Origin of the sequence: Enterobacter sp. R-25, from assembly GCF_049913205.1 — a bacterium.
Classification (GTDB): domain Bacteria; phylum Pseudomonadota; class Gammaproteobacteria; order Enterobacterales; family Enterobacteriaceae; genus Enterobacter; species Enterobacter ludwigii.
This window is the reverse complement of sequence record NZ_CP183982.1, coordinates 1,802,357-1,816,988: the sequence shown is the minus strand read 5'-3', so window position 1 is coordinate 1,816,988 and position 14,632 is coordinate 1,802,357. Positions and strand designations below refer to the sequence as shown.

Genomic DNA, 14,632 nt, shown 5'->3' with positions numbered 1-14,632 from the left:
GTCATTGCGCTGTTTGTTGTCATGAATACAAAAAATCGGAAATGCATGAAAGGGAAACGGAGATATATCCGTATAAGCGCACGATTTATTCGTGCGAGCAATGCAATGAAAAAAGAGAAAGGCGAGACGTTTTAAAAATGATAAAGCGCGGCCAACGCAAACCGTTTCATTCAAAATCATCTTTCAAATATTAATAGAGGTTCTTATGTCTGTTGAGTTAAAAGTATTTGGCGGAGCTTATTTCCCGAAAGATAAAGCATTAAAAAAACATCCGAGTTTAAAACCCCTCGCCACTGCTGTTAATGCTTCTACAAAAGCTATCGCAGAAGCCGTTATTTTCGGTAAGCTGGCGGCCGAACAGCCTGAACATATCGATGATTACTTTAAGGTCAAAATCTGGGAGCACCGCGAAGATCTTCCCTGCCCTGACCTTGATGTTTTCTCACCTGAGTTTTTCGACAGCGTGGCTGTATGGAATGTGAATGCCGGTGAACCAGCTGCGGCACCACAGCCAGAAAGTGATGAAAAATCAGACTGGGAGGAAAACAAGGCACAGGAAGAAATTAAAACTGTTGCGCGGCTCGACCAGGCATCCCGAGCAGCTTGCCTGGCACTGTTCGGCCCGGTCCCTGGCATCACTACGGCCCAATACGGCCAGATCGTCGATCTGCTGAATGATGATGAATCAAGTTATGCCCGCGAACTGGCAGAAGCTCTGGGGAAAGAAACCCGCGCGCTGGCATTAGCACCAGGACGGCAGGAGCAGTTACTCGCGTGGCTACGTGAGAACACAAAAGAGTCTGCTCAATGGCCGGACATTAAAAAGCAGATCGCCAAATGGATTGACATTCCTGATGATAAGCGTCCTCAGGCCTCCAGCACTGTAAGTGAAAAAGTGGAAATTATTCGCACTGATTCTGGCGCGCGTCTTTGCACGGGCGCGCCTACAGACCGTAATTTCAAGCACAGCAAAGATAGTCTGGGTAACGAGATTGCCTTGGGTATTAAAGCGCGCAAGCAAGAATTCAACATTTACTCCGTGCCCCCCTCCCTTTACCAACAGGCCGAAACTATTCGCCTGTCAGGTACTAATGAGGAGTACGAGGCCTGGTATCGCATGGTTATCTCTACGCCCGGTGGAATGGACATTTCGCGAGCGATGATTATTGCAATGGTTAAGACAGCACCTGAAGGCATTTGGAAAGACCGTGTCAAGCATCGCGAATACTTCAATCGCGTCATGACAGAATCAGATCATGCTAACCCTGATCCGCTTATCGTCGATATTGCCTGTGGCAGGTCCTCTTCTCCAATGCCACAAATCATTAAAAAGAACGCTTCCCATGATGAAACCAAACCGACTGTACCGGGCGAAACAGAGTTACCAGTAGTTTGCCCTGGCAAAGCCGCGAAACTCGACAAAGAACTCAACGATGCATTCGCCCCTAACTCAGCACCAGAAGAGCAAGCCAGTGATCAGCCGCGGGTGGAGAACCTGGGCGGCGGAGTCTTCTCTGTCGATGCGTTGTTAAATACCCCTCCCTCAAATGAGGGTGAAAAACAGGAAGTGCCACCAGCATTAAATGATCGCGAGATTGAAATCGCCCATGCACTAAACGAGCTAGTGTCAGGGCGCACAAATATCGTTGATAAAGACGAAATCGAATATCTCATCACCACCACGGGTAAAGACATTGTGCATCTTTTCCCGCTACTGATTGTAGACATCACAACGACTGAATTTTGTCTGTCACCCGATTTCAGTGATGAAGAAGTGCAGGACGTTGCCACTACGATTCTCGAAAAGTGGTCTGACGATATCAGCGTTCGTCAGAAAGTAGCGCTTGATGCGATCGTAGAGTACCGCCGTCCTGAACCACCAAAATCTGTCGTGCTCGATCCGCCCGCAGTTACTGCAAAGTCGAAAAACGAGCCCGAACCAGCACCTGAAAAAAACGCTCCGATTTCGTCTGTCACCTACCTACAACAGCTGACCATTGCTGCGCTGCAGGGCTTATGTTCCAACCCGGCATATTGCAATCAGTATGAGGAATTACCGGCTATGGCCGCCGGGCTTGCCCGCAGCGTTATCAACCATCAGGAAGGCTCCTGTGCGTCTGATTAACCGCAGCAAGGGAGACAGTATCGGCGGGCCAGCATGCGCCGCCGCGCTCAAATGCCATTTTGAGAGATATGGCGAGCATGGTCGCAGCGACAAAAAGACTTTTTACACCATTAAGTTCCAGGGGAGAAAAATTACGGTTGAGGTTGTTAACCGCCCCCGTAGTTACGTGGCAACGGCAATGACCCGCGCCAGGCATCTCTAGTGCCTCCCTGGCCTTGGACGGTGATTTTTGACAATCAATAAACTATCTGCCGCTACGGTATCGTGGCGGCGTCATGGAGTTAAGCATGGCGCAAATCATTTTTGATGAAGAGTGGATGGTGGCGGGAAAGCTAACTGAGAAAACGGGGCTGGATGACAGGCAAATAAAAGCTTATCGCCTTGGATGCTGGATTGAAGGGGTTCATTTTAAGCGAGTACCCGCAGTACCCGGTGGAGAAAGCAAACGCGCTTTGGTCTGGTACAACTTTCCGCTGATTAATAGATTTATTCAGGAAGCATGATGAACTTTCCAACCGGCGTCGAACTCCATAACGGGAAAATCAGGATTGCGTTTACCTATCGCGGCATTCGCTGCCGCGAAGTTCTCCGTGGCTGGATGGTTAACAGCAGCAATATCAAGAAGGCGGGAAACCTTCGCGCGGTCATCGTGAGTGAAATCCAGTTAGGCCAGTTCAACTACGCGGCACGCTTCCCTGAATCAAAGGCTCTAAAAAAATTTTCATCAACAAAGCGGATCACCACATTTAGAGAACTGAGCGACTTCTACTTAGATACAAAGGCACTGGAGGTGTCAGCGGCTACGCTACATTCACTCACATCTGCAATTAACACCCTGAAGCGTGTCGTGGGGGAAAATACTCCTTTGGCTGATATTCAGTATGCCGATGTTCTGAATTACCGCAAAGAGCTGCTGACCGGCTGCATATTAAACCCTTCAATGCCAAACCTGGTTAAAAAGGGGCGCGCGCCCTCAACAGTAAATAAACAGATGGCGGTTTTATCAGAAATGCTGAAGCTTGCGAATCGAAGTCAGTTTATATTACACGCTCCTTATGAGGGCGTATCCAGGCTAAAGCTATCTAAGGCAGACCCCGATCCGCTTCTACTTCATGAGTACCAGGCACTGATTGCCGCCCTTCCCCGAAAACTGGCTTTGATCATCATTGTAGCCGTCCATACGGGAATGAGGCCCGGCGAGATTTGTGCTCTGGCGTGGGAGGACATCGATCTGAGAAAAGGTGAGATTCATGTATCAAGAAGCCTGACGAACAAAAGGGTATTTGTGCCGCCGAAAACAGATGCTGGCATCAGAACGATCACACTCCTTAAGCCTGCACATGATGCGCTGCTGGAGCAGTTCGAAAACACCGGCAAGAACCCGAGGCAGCAAATCATTTTTCATCACCGGGAGATCGGCAAAACCGAGCAACAAAATCTGCGTTTTGTATTTTCTCCTGAAAAGAAATCGTCAGTGAATGAGAGCTTTTTTTCCAAAAATTCGATTTCGTATGGATGGAAACGGGGCACTAAACTTTCTGGTATACGTGAGAGAAATCCTTATCAGTCTCGGCACACGTATGCATGCTGGACACTTATGGCCGGTGCTAACCCTTCCTTTATCGCCAGCCAGATGGGACATGAGGATGCGCGTATGGTGTATGAGGTTTATTCAAAGTGGATCGGCGATATGAACCAGGACCAGGTCAACATGCTGAACACTCAGATGCCGACAGCTTTGCCCCCAGGACGCCCCCAAGGGATTGGGAACATTAAAAAAGTCATTTAATTTCATGACGCTGGTTTCAAACTACATAATCAGCGTTAAACTATTCATACCATTCATATAGGGAGAAAAGATGATGCGCGTACTGGTTGTTGAGGATAACGCATTGCTACGCCATCACCTGAAGGTTCAGCTTCAGGAGATGGGACATCAGGTGGACGATGCCGAAGATGCAAAAGAAGCCGATTATTATCTCAATGAGCACCTGCCGGACATCGCCATCGTCGATCTCGGATTGCCTGATGAAGACGGTTTGTCGTTGATTCGTCGCTGGCGCAGCCATGATGTCTCCCTTCCGGTTCTGGTGTTGACCGCACGTGAAGGCTGGCAGGACAAGGTTGAAGTGCTCAGCGCGGGCGCGGATGATTACGTCACCAAGCCGTTTCACATCGAAGAAGTGGCGGCACGCATGCAGGCACTGCTACGCCGCAACAGCGGCCTGGCCTCCCAGGTGATTTCGATTCCCCCTTTCCAGGTTGATCTCTCCCGTCGTGAATTCTCGATCAATAATGAAGTCATTAAGCTGACCGCGTTCGAATACACCATCATGGAAACGTTAATCCGCAACAGCGGCAAAGTGGTGAGCAAAGACTCCTTAATGCTTCAGCTTTATCCGGATGCCGAGCTGCGTGAGAGCCACACGATTGATGTGTTGATGGGACGTCTGCGCAAGAAAATTCAGGCGGAGTACCCGCAGGACGTGATCACGACCGTCCGTGGTCAGGGTTATCTGTTCGAAATACGCTAAATGAAAGGGATCTTGCGTCATATTCTGCCCCTCTCGCTGCGGGTTCGCTTTTTACTGGCAACAGCCGCCGTCGTGCTGGTGTTATCCCTCTCCTACGGCATGGTGGCTCTGGTGGGCTACAGCGTCAGTTTTGATAAAACAACTTTTCGGCTGTTGCGTGGTGAAAGCAACCTGTTTTATACCCTGGCGAAATGGGAAAACAACACGATCACCGTCGAAATGCCGGAAAACCTTAACCAGCAAAGCCCGACGCTGGCCCTGATTTATAACGAAAAGGGAAAACTACTTTGGGCACAACGCGATATCCCATGGCTGGTTAAAAGTATTCGTCCGGAATGGCTTAAGACCAATGGTTTCCACGAACTTGAAGCCGATCTGAACACCACCAGCTCGCTGCTGCGCGAGGACCGGTCCCTGCAGCAAAAGCTGAATGAGATCCGCGCAGACGATGCCGAAACAGAAATGACGCACTCCGTGGCGATTAACCTCTACCCGGCCACGATGAACATGCCGCAGTTAACCATCGTGGTGGTCGATACCATCCCGGTCGAGCTTAAACGTTCTTATATGGTATGGAACTGGTTCGTCTATGTTCTGGCCGCGAATCTGCTGCTGGTAATCCCGCTGCTGTGGCTCGCCGCGTGGTGGAGTTTACGCCCCATCGAATCGCTGGCGAGAGAGGTGCGCGAGCTGGAAGAACATCATCGTGAGAAGCTCAACCCGGAGACTACCCGCGAGCTGACAAGCCTGGTGCGTAACCTCAACCGTCTGCTGAAAAGCGAACGTGAGCGCTATGATAAATACCGCACCACCCTCACCGACCTCACGCATAGCCTGAAAACGCCGCTGGCGGTGATGCAAAGTACCCTGCGTTCGATGCGCAGCTCAAAGCTGAGCGTTGATGACGCCGAGCCGGTGATGCTGGAACAGATCAGCCGTATTTCTCAGCAAATTGGTTACTATCTGCACCGTGCCAGCATGCGTTCCGGCAGCGCGTTATTGAGCCGCGAACTGCATCCTGTGGCACCGCTTCTGGATAACCTCACCTCCGCGCTCAACAAGGTTTACCAGCGCAAAGGGGTCAATATCAGCCTCGATATCTCTCCCGAAATCAGCTTTGTTGGTGAACAAAATGATTTCATGGAAGTGATGGGCAATTTGCTGGATAACGCCTGTAAATATTGCCTGGAATTCGTGGAAGTTTCCGCGCGTCAGACGGATAACGAATTGCATATTATCGTTGAGGATGATGGCCCGGGGATCCCACGCAATAAACGTGATGTGGTATTCGACCGCGGTCAGCGTGCGGATACGTTACGCCCCGGCCAGGGGGTTGGGTTAGCGGTGGCACGCGAAATCGTCGACCAGTACGACGGAAAAATTGAAACCGAAGACAGTTTACTCGGAGGCGCCAGAATGGAGGTCATTTTCGGTCGCCAGCAGCCCACATCGAACGATAGTTAACCCGTTATGTGAAAAATGCGAGGATCTCGCACCCAGGCTCCTGTGCTTCCGTTATAATCCGAGTCAGTAAGAGCCTGCGGAATAAAAAAATATGGATTATCACTTAACACTTAACTGGCCCGAATTTATTGAACGTTACTGGCAGAAGCGCCCGGTCGTTCTTAAACGCGGGTTCAGCAATTTTGTCGATCCCCTCTCCCCTGACGAACTGGCCGGCCTGGCCATGGAGAGCGAAGTCGACAGCCGCCTGGTAAGCCACCAGGACGGGAAATGGCAGGTCAGCCACGGTCCTTTCGAAAGCTACGATCACCTCGGTGAAAACAACTGGTCATTGCTGGTTCAGGCGGTTAACCACTGGCATGAACCGACTGCGGCGTTAATGCGTCCGTTCCGCGCCCTGCCCGACTGGCGAATGGACGATCTGATGATCTCCTTCTCCGTGCCAGGAGGGGGCGTTGGTCCGCATCTGGACCAGTACGACGTGTTCATCATTCAGGGTACAGGCCGCCGCCGCTGGCGCGTGGGCGACAAAGTGCCGATGAAACAGCACTGCCCGCATCCGGACCTGCTTCAGGTCGATCCGTTTGAAGGGATTATCGATGAAGAGCTGGAGCCGGGTGATATTCTCTATATCCCACCAGGGTTCCCGCACGAAGGGTATTCGCTGGAAAACTCGCTGAACTACTCCGTCGGATTCCGCGCACCAAGCGGTCGCGAAATGATCAGCGGCTTTGCTGACTACGTGCTGCAGCGTGAACTGGGCAGCCATCGTTACAGCGATCCGGATGTGCCTGCACGCGAGCACCCGGCTGATATTGTGCCAGCCGAACTGGACAAGCTTCGCGGCATGATGCTGGATTTGATCAATGAACCGGCGCATTTCAGCCAGTGGTTTGGTGAGTTTATCAGCCAGTCACGCCATGAGCTGGATGTGGCACCGCCAGAGCCGCCATACCAGGCCGACGAGATTTATGACGCACTGCAGCAGGGCGACAAACTGGTTCGTCTGGGCGGGTTGCGCGTACTGCGCATCGGTGAAGATGTTTTCGTTAACGGCGAGAAGCTGGACTCCCCTCACCGTCCGGCGCTGGAGGCTATTGCCAGCCACCTGACCTTAACGGCTGATACCTTTGGCGATGCGCTGGAAGATCCCTCTTTCCTCGCGATGCTTGCCGCGCTGGTGAACAGCGGGTACTGGTTCTTTGAGGACTAAACCGTAAGTAAAAGACCACCTTCTTAGAAGGTGGCTTTTGAGAATGCCCCCTGTAAGGGGGGCTACTATCACTTTCCACTAACTACTCTAACAATTCCATCTGCTGTTCATGTGTCTGTTCCGTTTTCTCCTGATGCCGCACATATCGTCTGATTATTTCTTCATTTACCCCCACCGTATCTACAAAGTATCCGCGGGACCAAAAATGATTGCCCCATAGCTTCTTTCTTATGTGCGGAAAACGATTGTAGAGCCTGATAGCGCTGCGGCCTTTCAGATGCCCCATCAGAGTGGATATAGAAATTTTCGGTGGGACAATGACAACGAGATGTACATGATCTGGCTGAACATTTAGCTCCAGAACCTCACAATCTTTGATTCCGCAGAGAATGTAGATTGTCCTGTAAAGTTCTTTACCCAGCTTATCTTTCAGGATCCTGAAACGGTACTTCGGCGTCCAGACTATGTGGTATTTGCAACGCCAATATACATGTGATGAACTCCTGTAAAGCCCCATGTCGGTTTGTCTCCTTTTACTTGTGGTGAGTAAGCAAAGATATTCCGACATGGGCATTCTTCAGGCTAGAGCCTTACAGGAACAATCACCACCTCCCCAGGAGGTGGTTTAGGGATGACAAGAAAAGCGTGCCGGGGGGCGGCTTCGCCTGACCCGGCCTTTTTTTTGTCATTACCGCGCCGCGGTCAGCTCCGCAATTCGCACAATCACCTTCACCGCTTTTTCCATACCTTCCAGCGTCACGAACTCGTGCTTGCCGTGATAGTTGTAGCCACCGGTAAACAGATTCGGGCAAGGCAGCCCCATGAACGACAGCTGCGAACCGTCTGTGCCGCCACGAATCGGTTTTAACAGCGGTTCAATATCACAGTCACGCATTGCCTGCTGCGCGATATCGAGGATATGCGGATGCGCCATCACTTTCTCGCGCATATTGTAGTAGCTGTCTTCGATAATCAGCTCGATATAGCAATCCGGATGCAGGCCCTTACCAACCTTTTTGGCTATCTCCATCATCTTACGTTTACGCGCTTCGAATGCTTTACGGTCAAAGTCGCGAATGATGTAGTGCATCTGCGCACTGTCTACGGTGCCCTTAATGCTGGTCAGGTGATAAAAACCTTCATAACCGTCGGTCTGTTCCGGGCTCTCTTCTGGCGGAACTTCCGCATGAATACGCGCCGCCAGCGACAACGCGTTCACCATGACCCCTTTGGCGGAGCCAGGATGAACGTTGTTTCCGACGATTTTGATTGTCACGGACGCCGCGTTGAAATTCTCGAACTCCAGTTCCCCTACGCCGCCACCGTCGACGGTGTAGGCCCACTTCGCGTTAAAGGCCTCTACGTCGAAGTGTTTTGCCCCCTTGCCGACCTCTTCATCCGGCGTAAAGGCGACACGGATATCCCCGTGCGGGATATTTTTCTCTTTCAGCACCGCCAGCGCCGTCATGATCTCGGCAATCCCCGCTTTGTCATCGGCGCCCAGCAGCGTTTTGCCGTCGGTGGTGATGAGCGTCTGACCGAGCAGCTGGTGCAGCACCGGGAACATCACCGGCGACAGTACTTCGTCACCAATCCCCAGCGCAATGTCGCCGCCGCGGTAGCTTTCAACAATCTGCGGGTTCACATGTTTACCGCTAAAATCCGGAGAGGTGTCGACATGGGAGATAAAGCCAATCGCCGGGATATCACCGGAGACATTCGCCGGCAGCGTTCCCATCACAGTGCCTTTCTCGCTTAACGTGACGTTAACCAGCCCCATGGCGTCGAGCTGCTCTTTGAGCAGGTTTAATAACTTCCACTGGCCTTCGGTGCTTGGCACCTGGCGGACACCCGGTTTAGATTGGGTATCCAGCGAAACGTACTGTAAAAAACGCTCAAGTAATTTATCCATGCAGTCACCCTCACTTTTTGTGACAACATTATCAATAAGCATCAAAAGGCAAATATTGCGTCAGGTCACTTTTATCCCGCAAACGAGAATATTTTCCGTTTATATCGTATCCGTTAGTAAATGTAGCTTATGAATCAGTGACAAGGATTGGCGATTACAGTGGTTTGCCGTAGAATGTCCGCCCTCATTACGAGTCACCAAGGTGGTTACACACAAACCCCGCTTCGGTCTGCATCCCGGAGCGTCTATATGGGACAGCGCAAAAATTGAATACACAATCCCGTTCATGTTCACCGCTGGTGCAACTGGAACGAATTCGTAAAAGTTTTGATGGTAAAGATGTTATTTCCGGGCTCAACCTGACCATCAATGACGGTGAGTTCCTCACGCTGCTTGGCCCCTCTGGCTGCGGCAAGACAACCGTACTGCGCCTTATCGCCGGACTGGAAAACGTCGATAGCGGTCACATCCACCTTGAAAACCAGGATATCACCCAGGTCCCCGCCGAAGAGCGGCACGTGAATACCGTCTTTCAGAGCTATGCCCTGTTTCCGCACATGACCGTGTTCGAGAACGTCGCATTTGGCCTGCGGATGCAAAAAACACCGGCCAGCGAGATCCCTGCTCGCGTTACCGACGCGCTGCGCATGGTGCAACTGGAAGAATTTGCCCAGCGTAAGCCACACCAGCTTTCCGGCGGCCAGCAGCAGCGCGTTGCTATCGCCCGCGCTGTGGTCAATAAACCGCGTCTGCTCCTGCTGGATGAGTCACTTTCCGCGCTGGACTACAAACTGCGCAAGCAGATGCAGAATGAGCTTAAAGCCCTGCAGCGCAAGCTCGGCATTACCTTTGTCTTCGTTACCCACGATCAGGAAGAGGCACTCACCATGTCGGACCGTATCGTGGTGATGCGTGACGGCAAAATCGAGCAGGACGGCACGCCACGTGAAATCTATGAAGAGCCGAAAAACCTGTTCGTGGCCAGCTTCATTGGGGAGATCAACATTTTCAACGCCACGGTGATTGATCGCCTGGACGAACAGCGCGTGCGGGCCAACGTAGAAGGCCGCGAGTGCAATATCACCGTGAATTTCGCCGTCGAAAAAGGGCAAAAGCTCAACGTCCTGCTGCGCCCGGAGGATCTGCGCGTTGAAGAGATCCACGGCAATACTGATGCCGAGGGCCTGATTGGCTATATCCGGGAGCGCAACTATAAAGGGATGACGCTGGAGTCTGTCGTCGAACTGGAAAACGGTAAGATGGTGATGGTCAGCGAGTTCTTTAATGAGGACGACCCTGATTTCGACCACTCCCTCGACCAGAAAATGGTTATCAACTGGGTAGAAAGCTGGGAGGTTGTACTGGCTGATGAAGAACACAAGTAAATTCCAGAATGTGGTGATTGCTACTATCGTCGGTTGGCTTGTGTTGTTTGTCTTCTTACCCAACCTGATGATCATCGCCACCAGCTTCCTGACCCGCGACGATACTGACTTCGTAAAGCTGGTCTTTACGCTGGACAACTACTCGCGTCTGCTCGATCCGCTCTATTTTGACGTGCTGTTGCACTCGCTTAATATGGCGCTGATCGCCACCGTTGCCTGCCTGGTGCTGGGTTATCCCTTTGCATGGTTTCTGGCGCGTCTGCCGCAAAAAGTGCGTCCACTGCTGCTCTTTTTGCTGATCGTGCCTTTCTGGACCAACTCCCTGATCCGCATCTACGGGCTGAAAATTTTCCTCAGCACCAAAGGCTATCTGAACGAGTTCCTGTTGTGGCTGGGCGTGATTGATACGCCAGTGCGCATCATGTTTACGCCGGGTGCGGTCATTGTGGGTCTGGTCTACATCCTGCTGCCCTTTATGGTGATGCCGCTCTACTCCAGCATTGAGAAGCTGGATAAACCGCTGCTGGAAGCTGCGAGAGACCTGGGCGCCAGCAAACTGCAGACCTTTATCCGGATTATCATTCCGTTGACCATGCCTGGCATCATTGCAGGTTGTCTGCTGGTAATGCTGCCGGCAATGGGCTTGTTCTACGTGTCCGACCTGATGGGCGGCGCGAAAAACCTGCTTATCGGCAACGTGATTAAGAGCCAGTTCCTGAACATTCGCGACTGGCCGTTCGGTTCCGCTACCAGCATTACGCTCACGGTGGTGATGGGCCTGATGCTGTTGATCTACTGGCGTGCTTCACGATTACTGAATAAAAAGGTGGAACTCGAATGATCGGTCGACTGCTTCGCGGCGGTTTTATGACCGCCATCTATGCGTATCTTTATATTCCGATCATTATTTTGATCGTGAACTCGTTTAACAGCTCGCGTTTCGGCATCAACTGGCAAGGTTTCACTACCAACTGGTACAGCCTGCTGATGAACAACGACAGCCTGCTGCAGGCTGCTCAGCACTCCCTGACGATGGCGATTTTCTCCGCCACCTTCGCCACGCTGATTGGTTCGCTTACCGCCGTGGCGCTCTACCGCTATCGCTTCCGGGGTAAACCGTTCGTCAGCGGGATGCTGTTTGTGGTGATGATGTCGCCGGATATCGTCATGGCGATTTCGCTGCTGGTGCTGTTTATGCTGCTGGGCGTCCAGTTGGGCTTCTGGTCACTGCTGTTCTCCCACATCACTTTCTGCCTGCCGTTTGTGGTGGTCACCGTCTTCGCACGCCTGAAAGGGTTTGACGTGCGCATGCTGGAAGCCGCAAAAGATCTGGGTGCCAGTGAGATGACCATTCTGCGCAAAATCATCCTGCCGCTGGCGATGCCCGCTGTTGCTGCCGGATGGCTGCTGAGTTTTACCCTGTCGATGGACGATGTGGTGGTCTCCTCCTTCGTCACCGGCCCGAGTTATGAAATTCTGCCATTGAAGATCTATTCAATGGTGAAAGTCGGCGTCTCGCCCGAGGTGAACGCGCTGGCGACCATACTGTTAGTGTTCTCGCTGGTGCTGGTGATTGCCAGCCAGGTTATTGCTCGTGATAAAACAAAATCTCAGGGGACAATGAAATGAAAAAAATGCTTGCCGCTGCGGCACTGGTGCTCGGAATGGGTGCCGCGCACGCTGATGACAGCAAAACGCTCTATTTCTATAACTGGACCGAGTATGTGCCACCTGGCCTGCTGGAGCAGTTCACGAAAGAGACGGGCATCAAGGTTATCTATTCTACCTATGAGTCGAATGAAACCATGTACGCCAAGCTCAAAACTTACAAAGAAGGCGCGTACGATCTGGTCGTCCCGTCGACCTATTTCGTCGATAAAATGCGCAAAGAGGGCATGATTCAGAAGATCGATAAAACGAAGCTCACACACTTCAACAATCTCGATCCGGAGATGCTCAATAAGCCGTTTGACCCGAATAACGACTACTCCATTCCTTACATCTGGGGCGCAACCGCCATTGGGGTCAACAGCGAGGCTATCGATCCGAAAACCGTTACAAGCTGGGCCGATCTGTGGAAACCGGAATACAAAGGCAGCCTGCTGTTAACCGACGACGCGCGCGAAGTGTTCCAGGTAGCGCTGCGTAAGCTCGGCTACTCAGGCAATACGACGGACCCGAAAGAGATTGAAGCGGCCTATAACGAGCTGAAAAAGCTGATGCCTAACGTGGCGGCATTCAACTCTGATAACCCGGCAAACCCGTATATGGAAGGCGAAGTGAATCTGGGCATGGTGTGGAACGGCTCCGCGTATGTTGCCCGTCAGGCCGGTACGCCGCTGGAGGTAGTGTGGCCGAAAGAAGGCGGGATCTTCTGGATGGATAGCCTCTCTATTCCTGCAAACGCGAAGAACGTTGACGGTGCCCTGAAGCTGATTAACTTCCTGCTGCGCCCGGACGTCGCGAAACAGGTTGCGGAGACCATTGGTTATCCCACCCCGAACCTCGCCGCGCGTAAGCTGCTCAGCCCGGCCGTCGCGAACGACACATCGCTCTATCCGGATGCGCAAACCATCAGTAAAGGCGAGTGGCAAAACGATGTCGGTGACGCAAGCCGCATCTATGAAGAGTATTACCAGAAATTAAAAGCGGGCCGGTAAGCGGCCAGGCTTTCTTCCTCACTCCGTCTTAGCGGAGTGAGGAACGATTAACTGACGGCGTTCTCCCCGGCCCAGATCGTGGCCTTCCTCATCGCCTCTACGATGTCTTCCTCTGCCAGCCCCAGCGCGTGACTTATTCTGCTTGCCTCATCCCACTGCTGTTGCTCGTAATAATGGCAGAGGCGAACCATGTCCGCTAACTGCCCTTCCTGATGGCACAACGCATTACTCACGCTCTGCGGGACAGCAATTTGCGTCATCAGCTCTGCCATCGGCAGCTCAAGCAGGGTATCAAGCAGTGAGAACAGACCGCACATGAACGCATTCTCAGCCAGCATCGGCTCATTCAGTTTCTCGGCAATCAGTTCACAGAATTTCCCGCGCATCATACTCATCGGGTAAAGCTCGGTGACGGTGTCGTTGGCTGCACTTGCCAGCACTACAACGGCCACAAACCTTCTGAGCTGATTTTCCCCGAGATACCTCAGCACTTCACTCAGCGTTAACTTGCTGAAATTACAGGCCCCCATGTGTTTAAAAGCGGTGTGCTTCATATAGCGCATGATTTTATAGGACAGCGTGAGGTCGCTTTTGATTAACGACTCGATGATCCGAAAGTCAGGTTTATTGCGCCCTACTTCCATTTGCAGACGGAAAATTGCAAGCTGATTTTGCGATAGCCGTTTATATTTAATCACCTCCGGACGACAGAAAAAATATCCCTGAAAAAGAGAAAATCCGGCATCGCTGTATTGTTTGAATTCCTCTTTAGTCTCAATTTTTTCAGCCAGATATTTAATATGCCCGGTCAGGCTTTTACGCTCACTCAGGTAATTTTTAATTTGCGCTAAGGTGTAATTCTGGACATCGAATTTGATGATGGAAATATAGGGCAAAAAAACATCCCATTCCGGTGCGAGAGTGAAATCATCGAGCGCAAAGCAGTACCCGTGCTCATACATTTCTCTCACGGCCTGCAAAAGCGCCTCACCCGGGTCAGCATCCTCAAGGATCTCAATGACCACGTTGTTTTTGTCCAGCGCCTCAGCGCTGCGGTCAATGATCATCCGGGAAGGAAAATTGATAAACGACGTATGTTCTCCGGCGATGCGCTGGGACGGCACGGATAAGAACTGGTCTGATATCATTCTGGACGTGGCATATTCCGCCGACACATCGGGGAAACGGTTGGTCATTCCGTCTCTGAAAAGCAGCTCATAGGCCACGGTATTCATATCGAGGTTAAAAATGGGTTGTCTCGCGATAAATCCATACATATCCCATCCTCCTGAACGTCTTTATATTTATTAGCATCCCCTATCTGCACAACGATAACGAG

Annotated in this window: 14 protein-coding genes; 11 read left to right on the top strand and 3 right to left on the bottom strand. The window is 51.7% G+C overall.

What is annotated here, in order from left to right:
* Positions 1–205: 205 nt before the first annotated feature.
* The 7 genes from ACN9MQ_RS08615 to ACN9MQ_RS08585 all read left to right on the top strand — a co-directional run bounded on the left by ACN9MQ_RS08615 (position 206) and on the right by ACN9MQ_RS08585 (position 7,336).
* On the top strand, positions 206–2,125 hold the full coding sequence (locus ACN9MQ_RS08615; protein WP_251884996.1) for an exodeoxyribonuclease VIII: 1,920 nt from the start codon (positions 206–208) through the stop codon (positions 2,123–2,125).
* Positions 2,046–2,327 (top strand): DUF4060 family protein, encoded by a 282-nt coding sequence (locus tag ACN9MQ_RS08610; RefSeq protein WP_422710189.1) that lies wholly within the window; start codon positions 2,046–2,048, stop codon positions 2,325–2,327. Before ACN9MQ_RS08615 ends, ACN9MQ_RS08610 begins: the two co-directional genes overlap by 80 nt.
* A gap of 85 nt (positions 2,328–2,412) precedes the next feature.
* Positions 2,413–2,628 (top strand): excisionase family protein, encoded by a 216-nt coding sequence (xisR, locus tag ACN9MQ_RS08605; protein WP_010429804.1) that lies wholly within the window; start codon positions 2,413–2,415, stop codon positions 2,626–2,628.
* Entirely contained in the window at positions 2,628–3,914 is a 1,287-nt protein-coding gene (locus tag ACN9MQ_RS08600; protein ID WP_426262729.1) for an Arm DNA-binding domain-containing protein, read from the top strand. Before xisR ends, ACN9MQ_RS08600 begins: the two co-directional genes overlap by 1 nt.
* Positions 3,915–3,987: 73 nt before the next feature.
* A complete protein-coding gene (gene phoP, locus ACN9MQ_RS08595; protein WP_032670531.1) occupies positions 3,988–4,659 on the top strand; it encodes a two-component system response regulator PhoP in 672 nt (223 codons plus the stop codon).
* On the top strand, positions 4,660–6,123 hold the full coding sequence (gene phoQ, locus ACN9MQ_RS08590; protein WP_032677895.1) for a two-component system sensor histidine kinase PhoQ: 1,464 nt from the start codon (positions 4,660–4,662) through the stop codon (positions 6,121–6,123). It begins immediately after the preceding gene.
* 91 nt (positions 6,124–6,214) lie between these two features.
* The gene (locus ACN9MQ_RS08585) at positions 6,215–7,336 is read left to right on the top strand and encodes a cupin domain-containing protein (RefSeq protein WP_032677894.1); all 1,122 of its coding nucleotides are present in this window, start codon (positions 6,215–6,217) and stop codon (positions 7,334–7,336) included.
* 82 nt (positions 7,337–7,418) lie between these two features.
* Here the strand turns inward: ACN9MQ_RS08585 and tnpA are convergent, their stop codons facing one another.
* Complete coding sequence (gene tnpA, locus ACN9MQ_RS08580; RefSeq protein ID WP_041162689.1) at positions 7,419–7,853, bottom strand: IS200/IS605 family transposase; 435 nt, start codon at positions 7,851–7,853, stop codon at positions 7,419–7,421.
* Positions 7,854–8,024: 171 nt separating this feature from the next.
* Entirely contained in the window at positions 8,025–9,248 is a 1,224-nt protein-coding gene (gene pepT / locus ACN9MQ_RS08575; protein ID WP_073395923.1) for a peptidase T, read from the bottom strand.
* Between the two features lie 233 nt (positions 9,249–9,481).
* On the opposite strand from pepT, the gene potA reads away from it, so the two are divergent.
* The 4 genes from potA to potD are packed head-to-tail and all read left to right on the top strand — an operon-like array spanning position 9,482 to position 13,293.
* The gene (potA, locus tag ACN9MQ_RS08570; RefSeq protein WP_337275739.1) at positions 9,482–10,633 is read left to right on the top strand and encodes a spermidine/putrescine ABC transporter ATP-binding protein PotA; all 1,152 of its coding nucleotides are present in this window, start codon (positions 9,482–9,484) and stop codon (positions 10,631–10,633) included.
* The gene (potB, locus tag ACN9MQ_RS08565) at positions 10,617–11,474 is read left to right on the top strand and encodes a spermidine/putrescine ABC transporter permease PotB (RefSeq protein ID WP_020884651.1); all 858 of its coding nucleotides are present in this window, start codon (positions 10,617–10,619) and stop codon (positions 11,472–11,474) included. The genes potA and potB overlap by 17 nt, the downstream gene beginning before the upstream one ends.
* The gene (potC, locus tag ACN9MQ_RS08560) at positions 11,471–12,262 is read left to right on the top strand and encodes a spermidine/putrescine ABC transporter permease PotC (protein ID WP_014169603.1); all 792 of its coding nucleotides are present in this window, start codon (positions 11,471–11,473) and stop codon (positions 12,260–12,262) included. The genes potB and potC overlap by 4 nt, the downstream gene beginning before the upstream one ends.
* Complete coding sequence (gene potD / locus ACN9MQ_RS08555) at positions 12,259–13,293, top strand: spermidine/putrescine ABC transporter substrate-binding protein PotD (RefSeq protein ID WP_047744357.1); 1,035 nt, start codon at positions 12,259–12,261, stop codon at positions 13,291–13,293. The genes potC and potD overlap by 4 nt, the downstream gene beginning before the upstream one ends.
* 47 nt (positions 13,294–13,340) lie before the next feature.
* On the opposite strand, the gene ACN9MQ_RS08550 is transcribed toward potD, so the two are convergent.
* Positions 13,341–14,570 (bottom strand): EAL and HDOD domain-containing protein, encoded by a 1,230-nt coding sequence (locus ACN9MQ_RS08550; RefSeq protein WP_223398143.1) that lies wholly within the window; start codon positions 14,568–14,570, stop codon positions 13,341–13,343.
* Positions 14,571–14,632 lie beyond the last annotated feature (62 nt).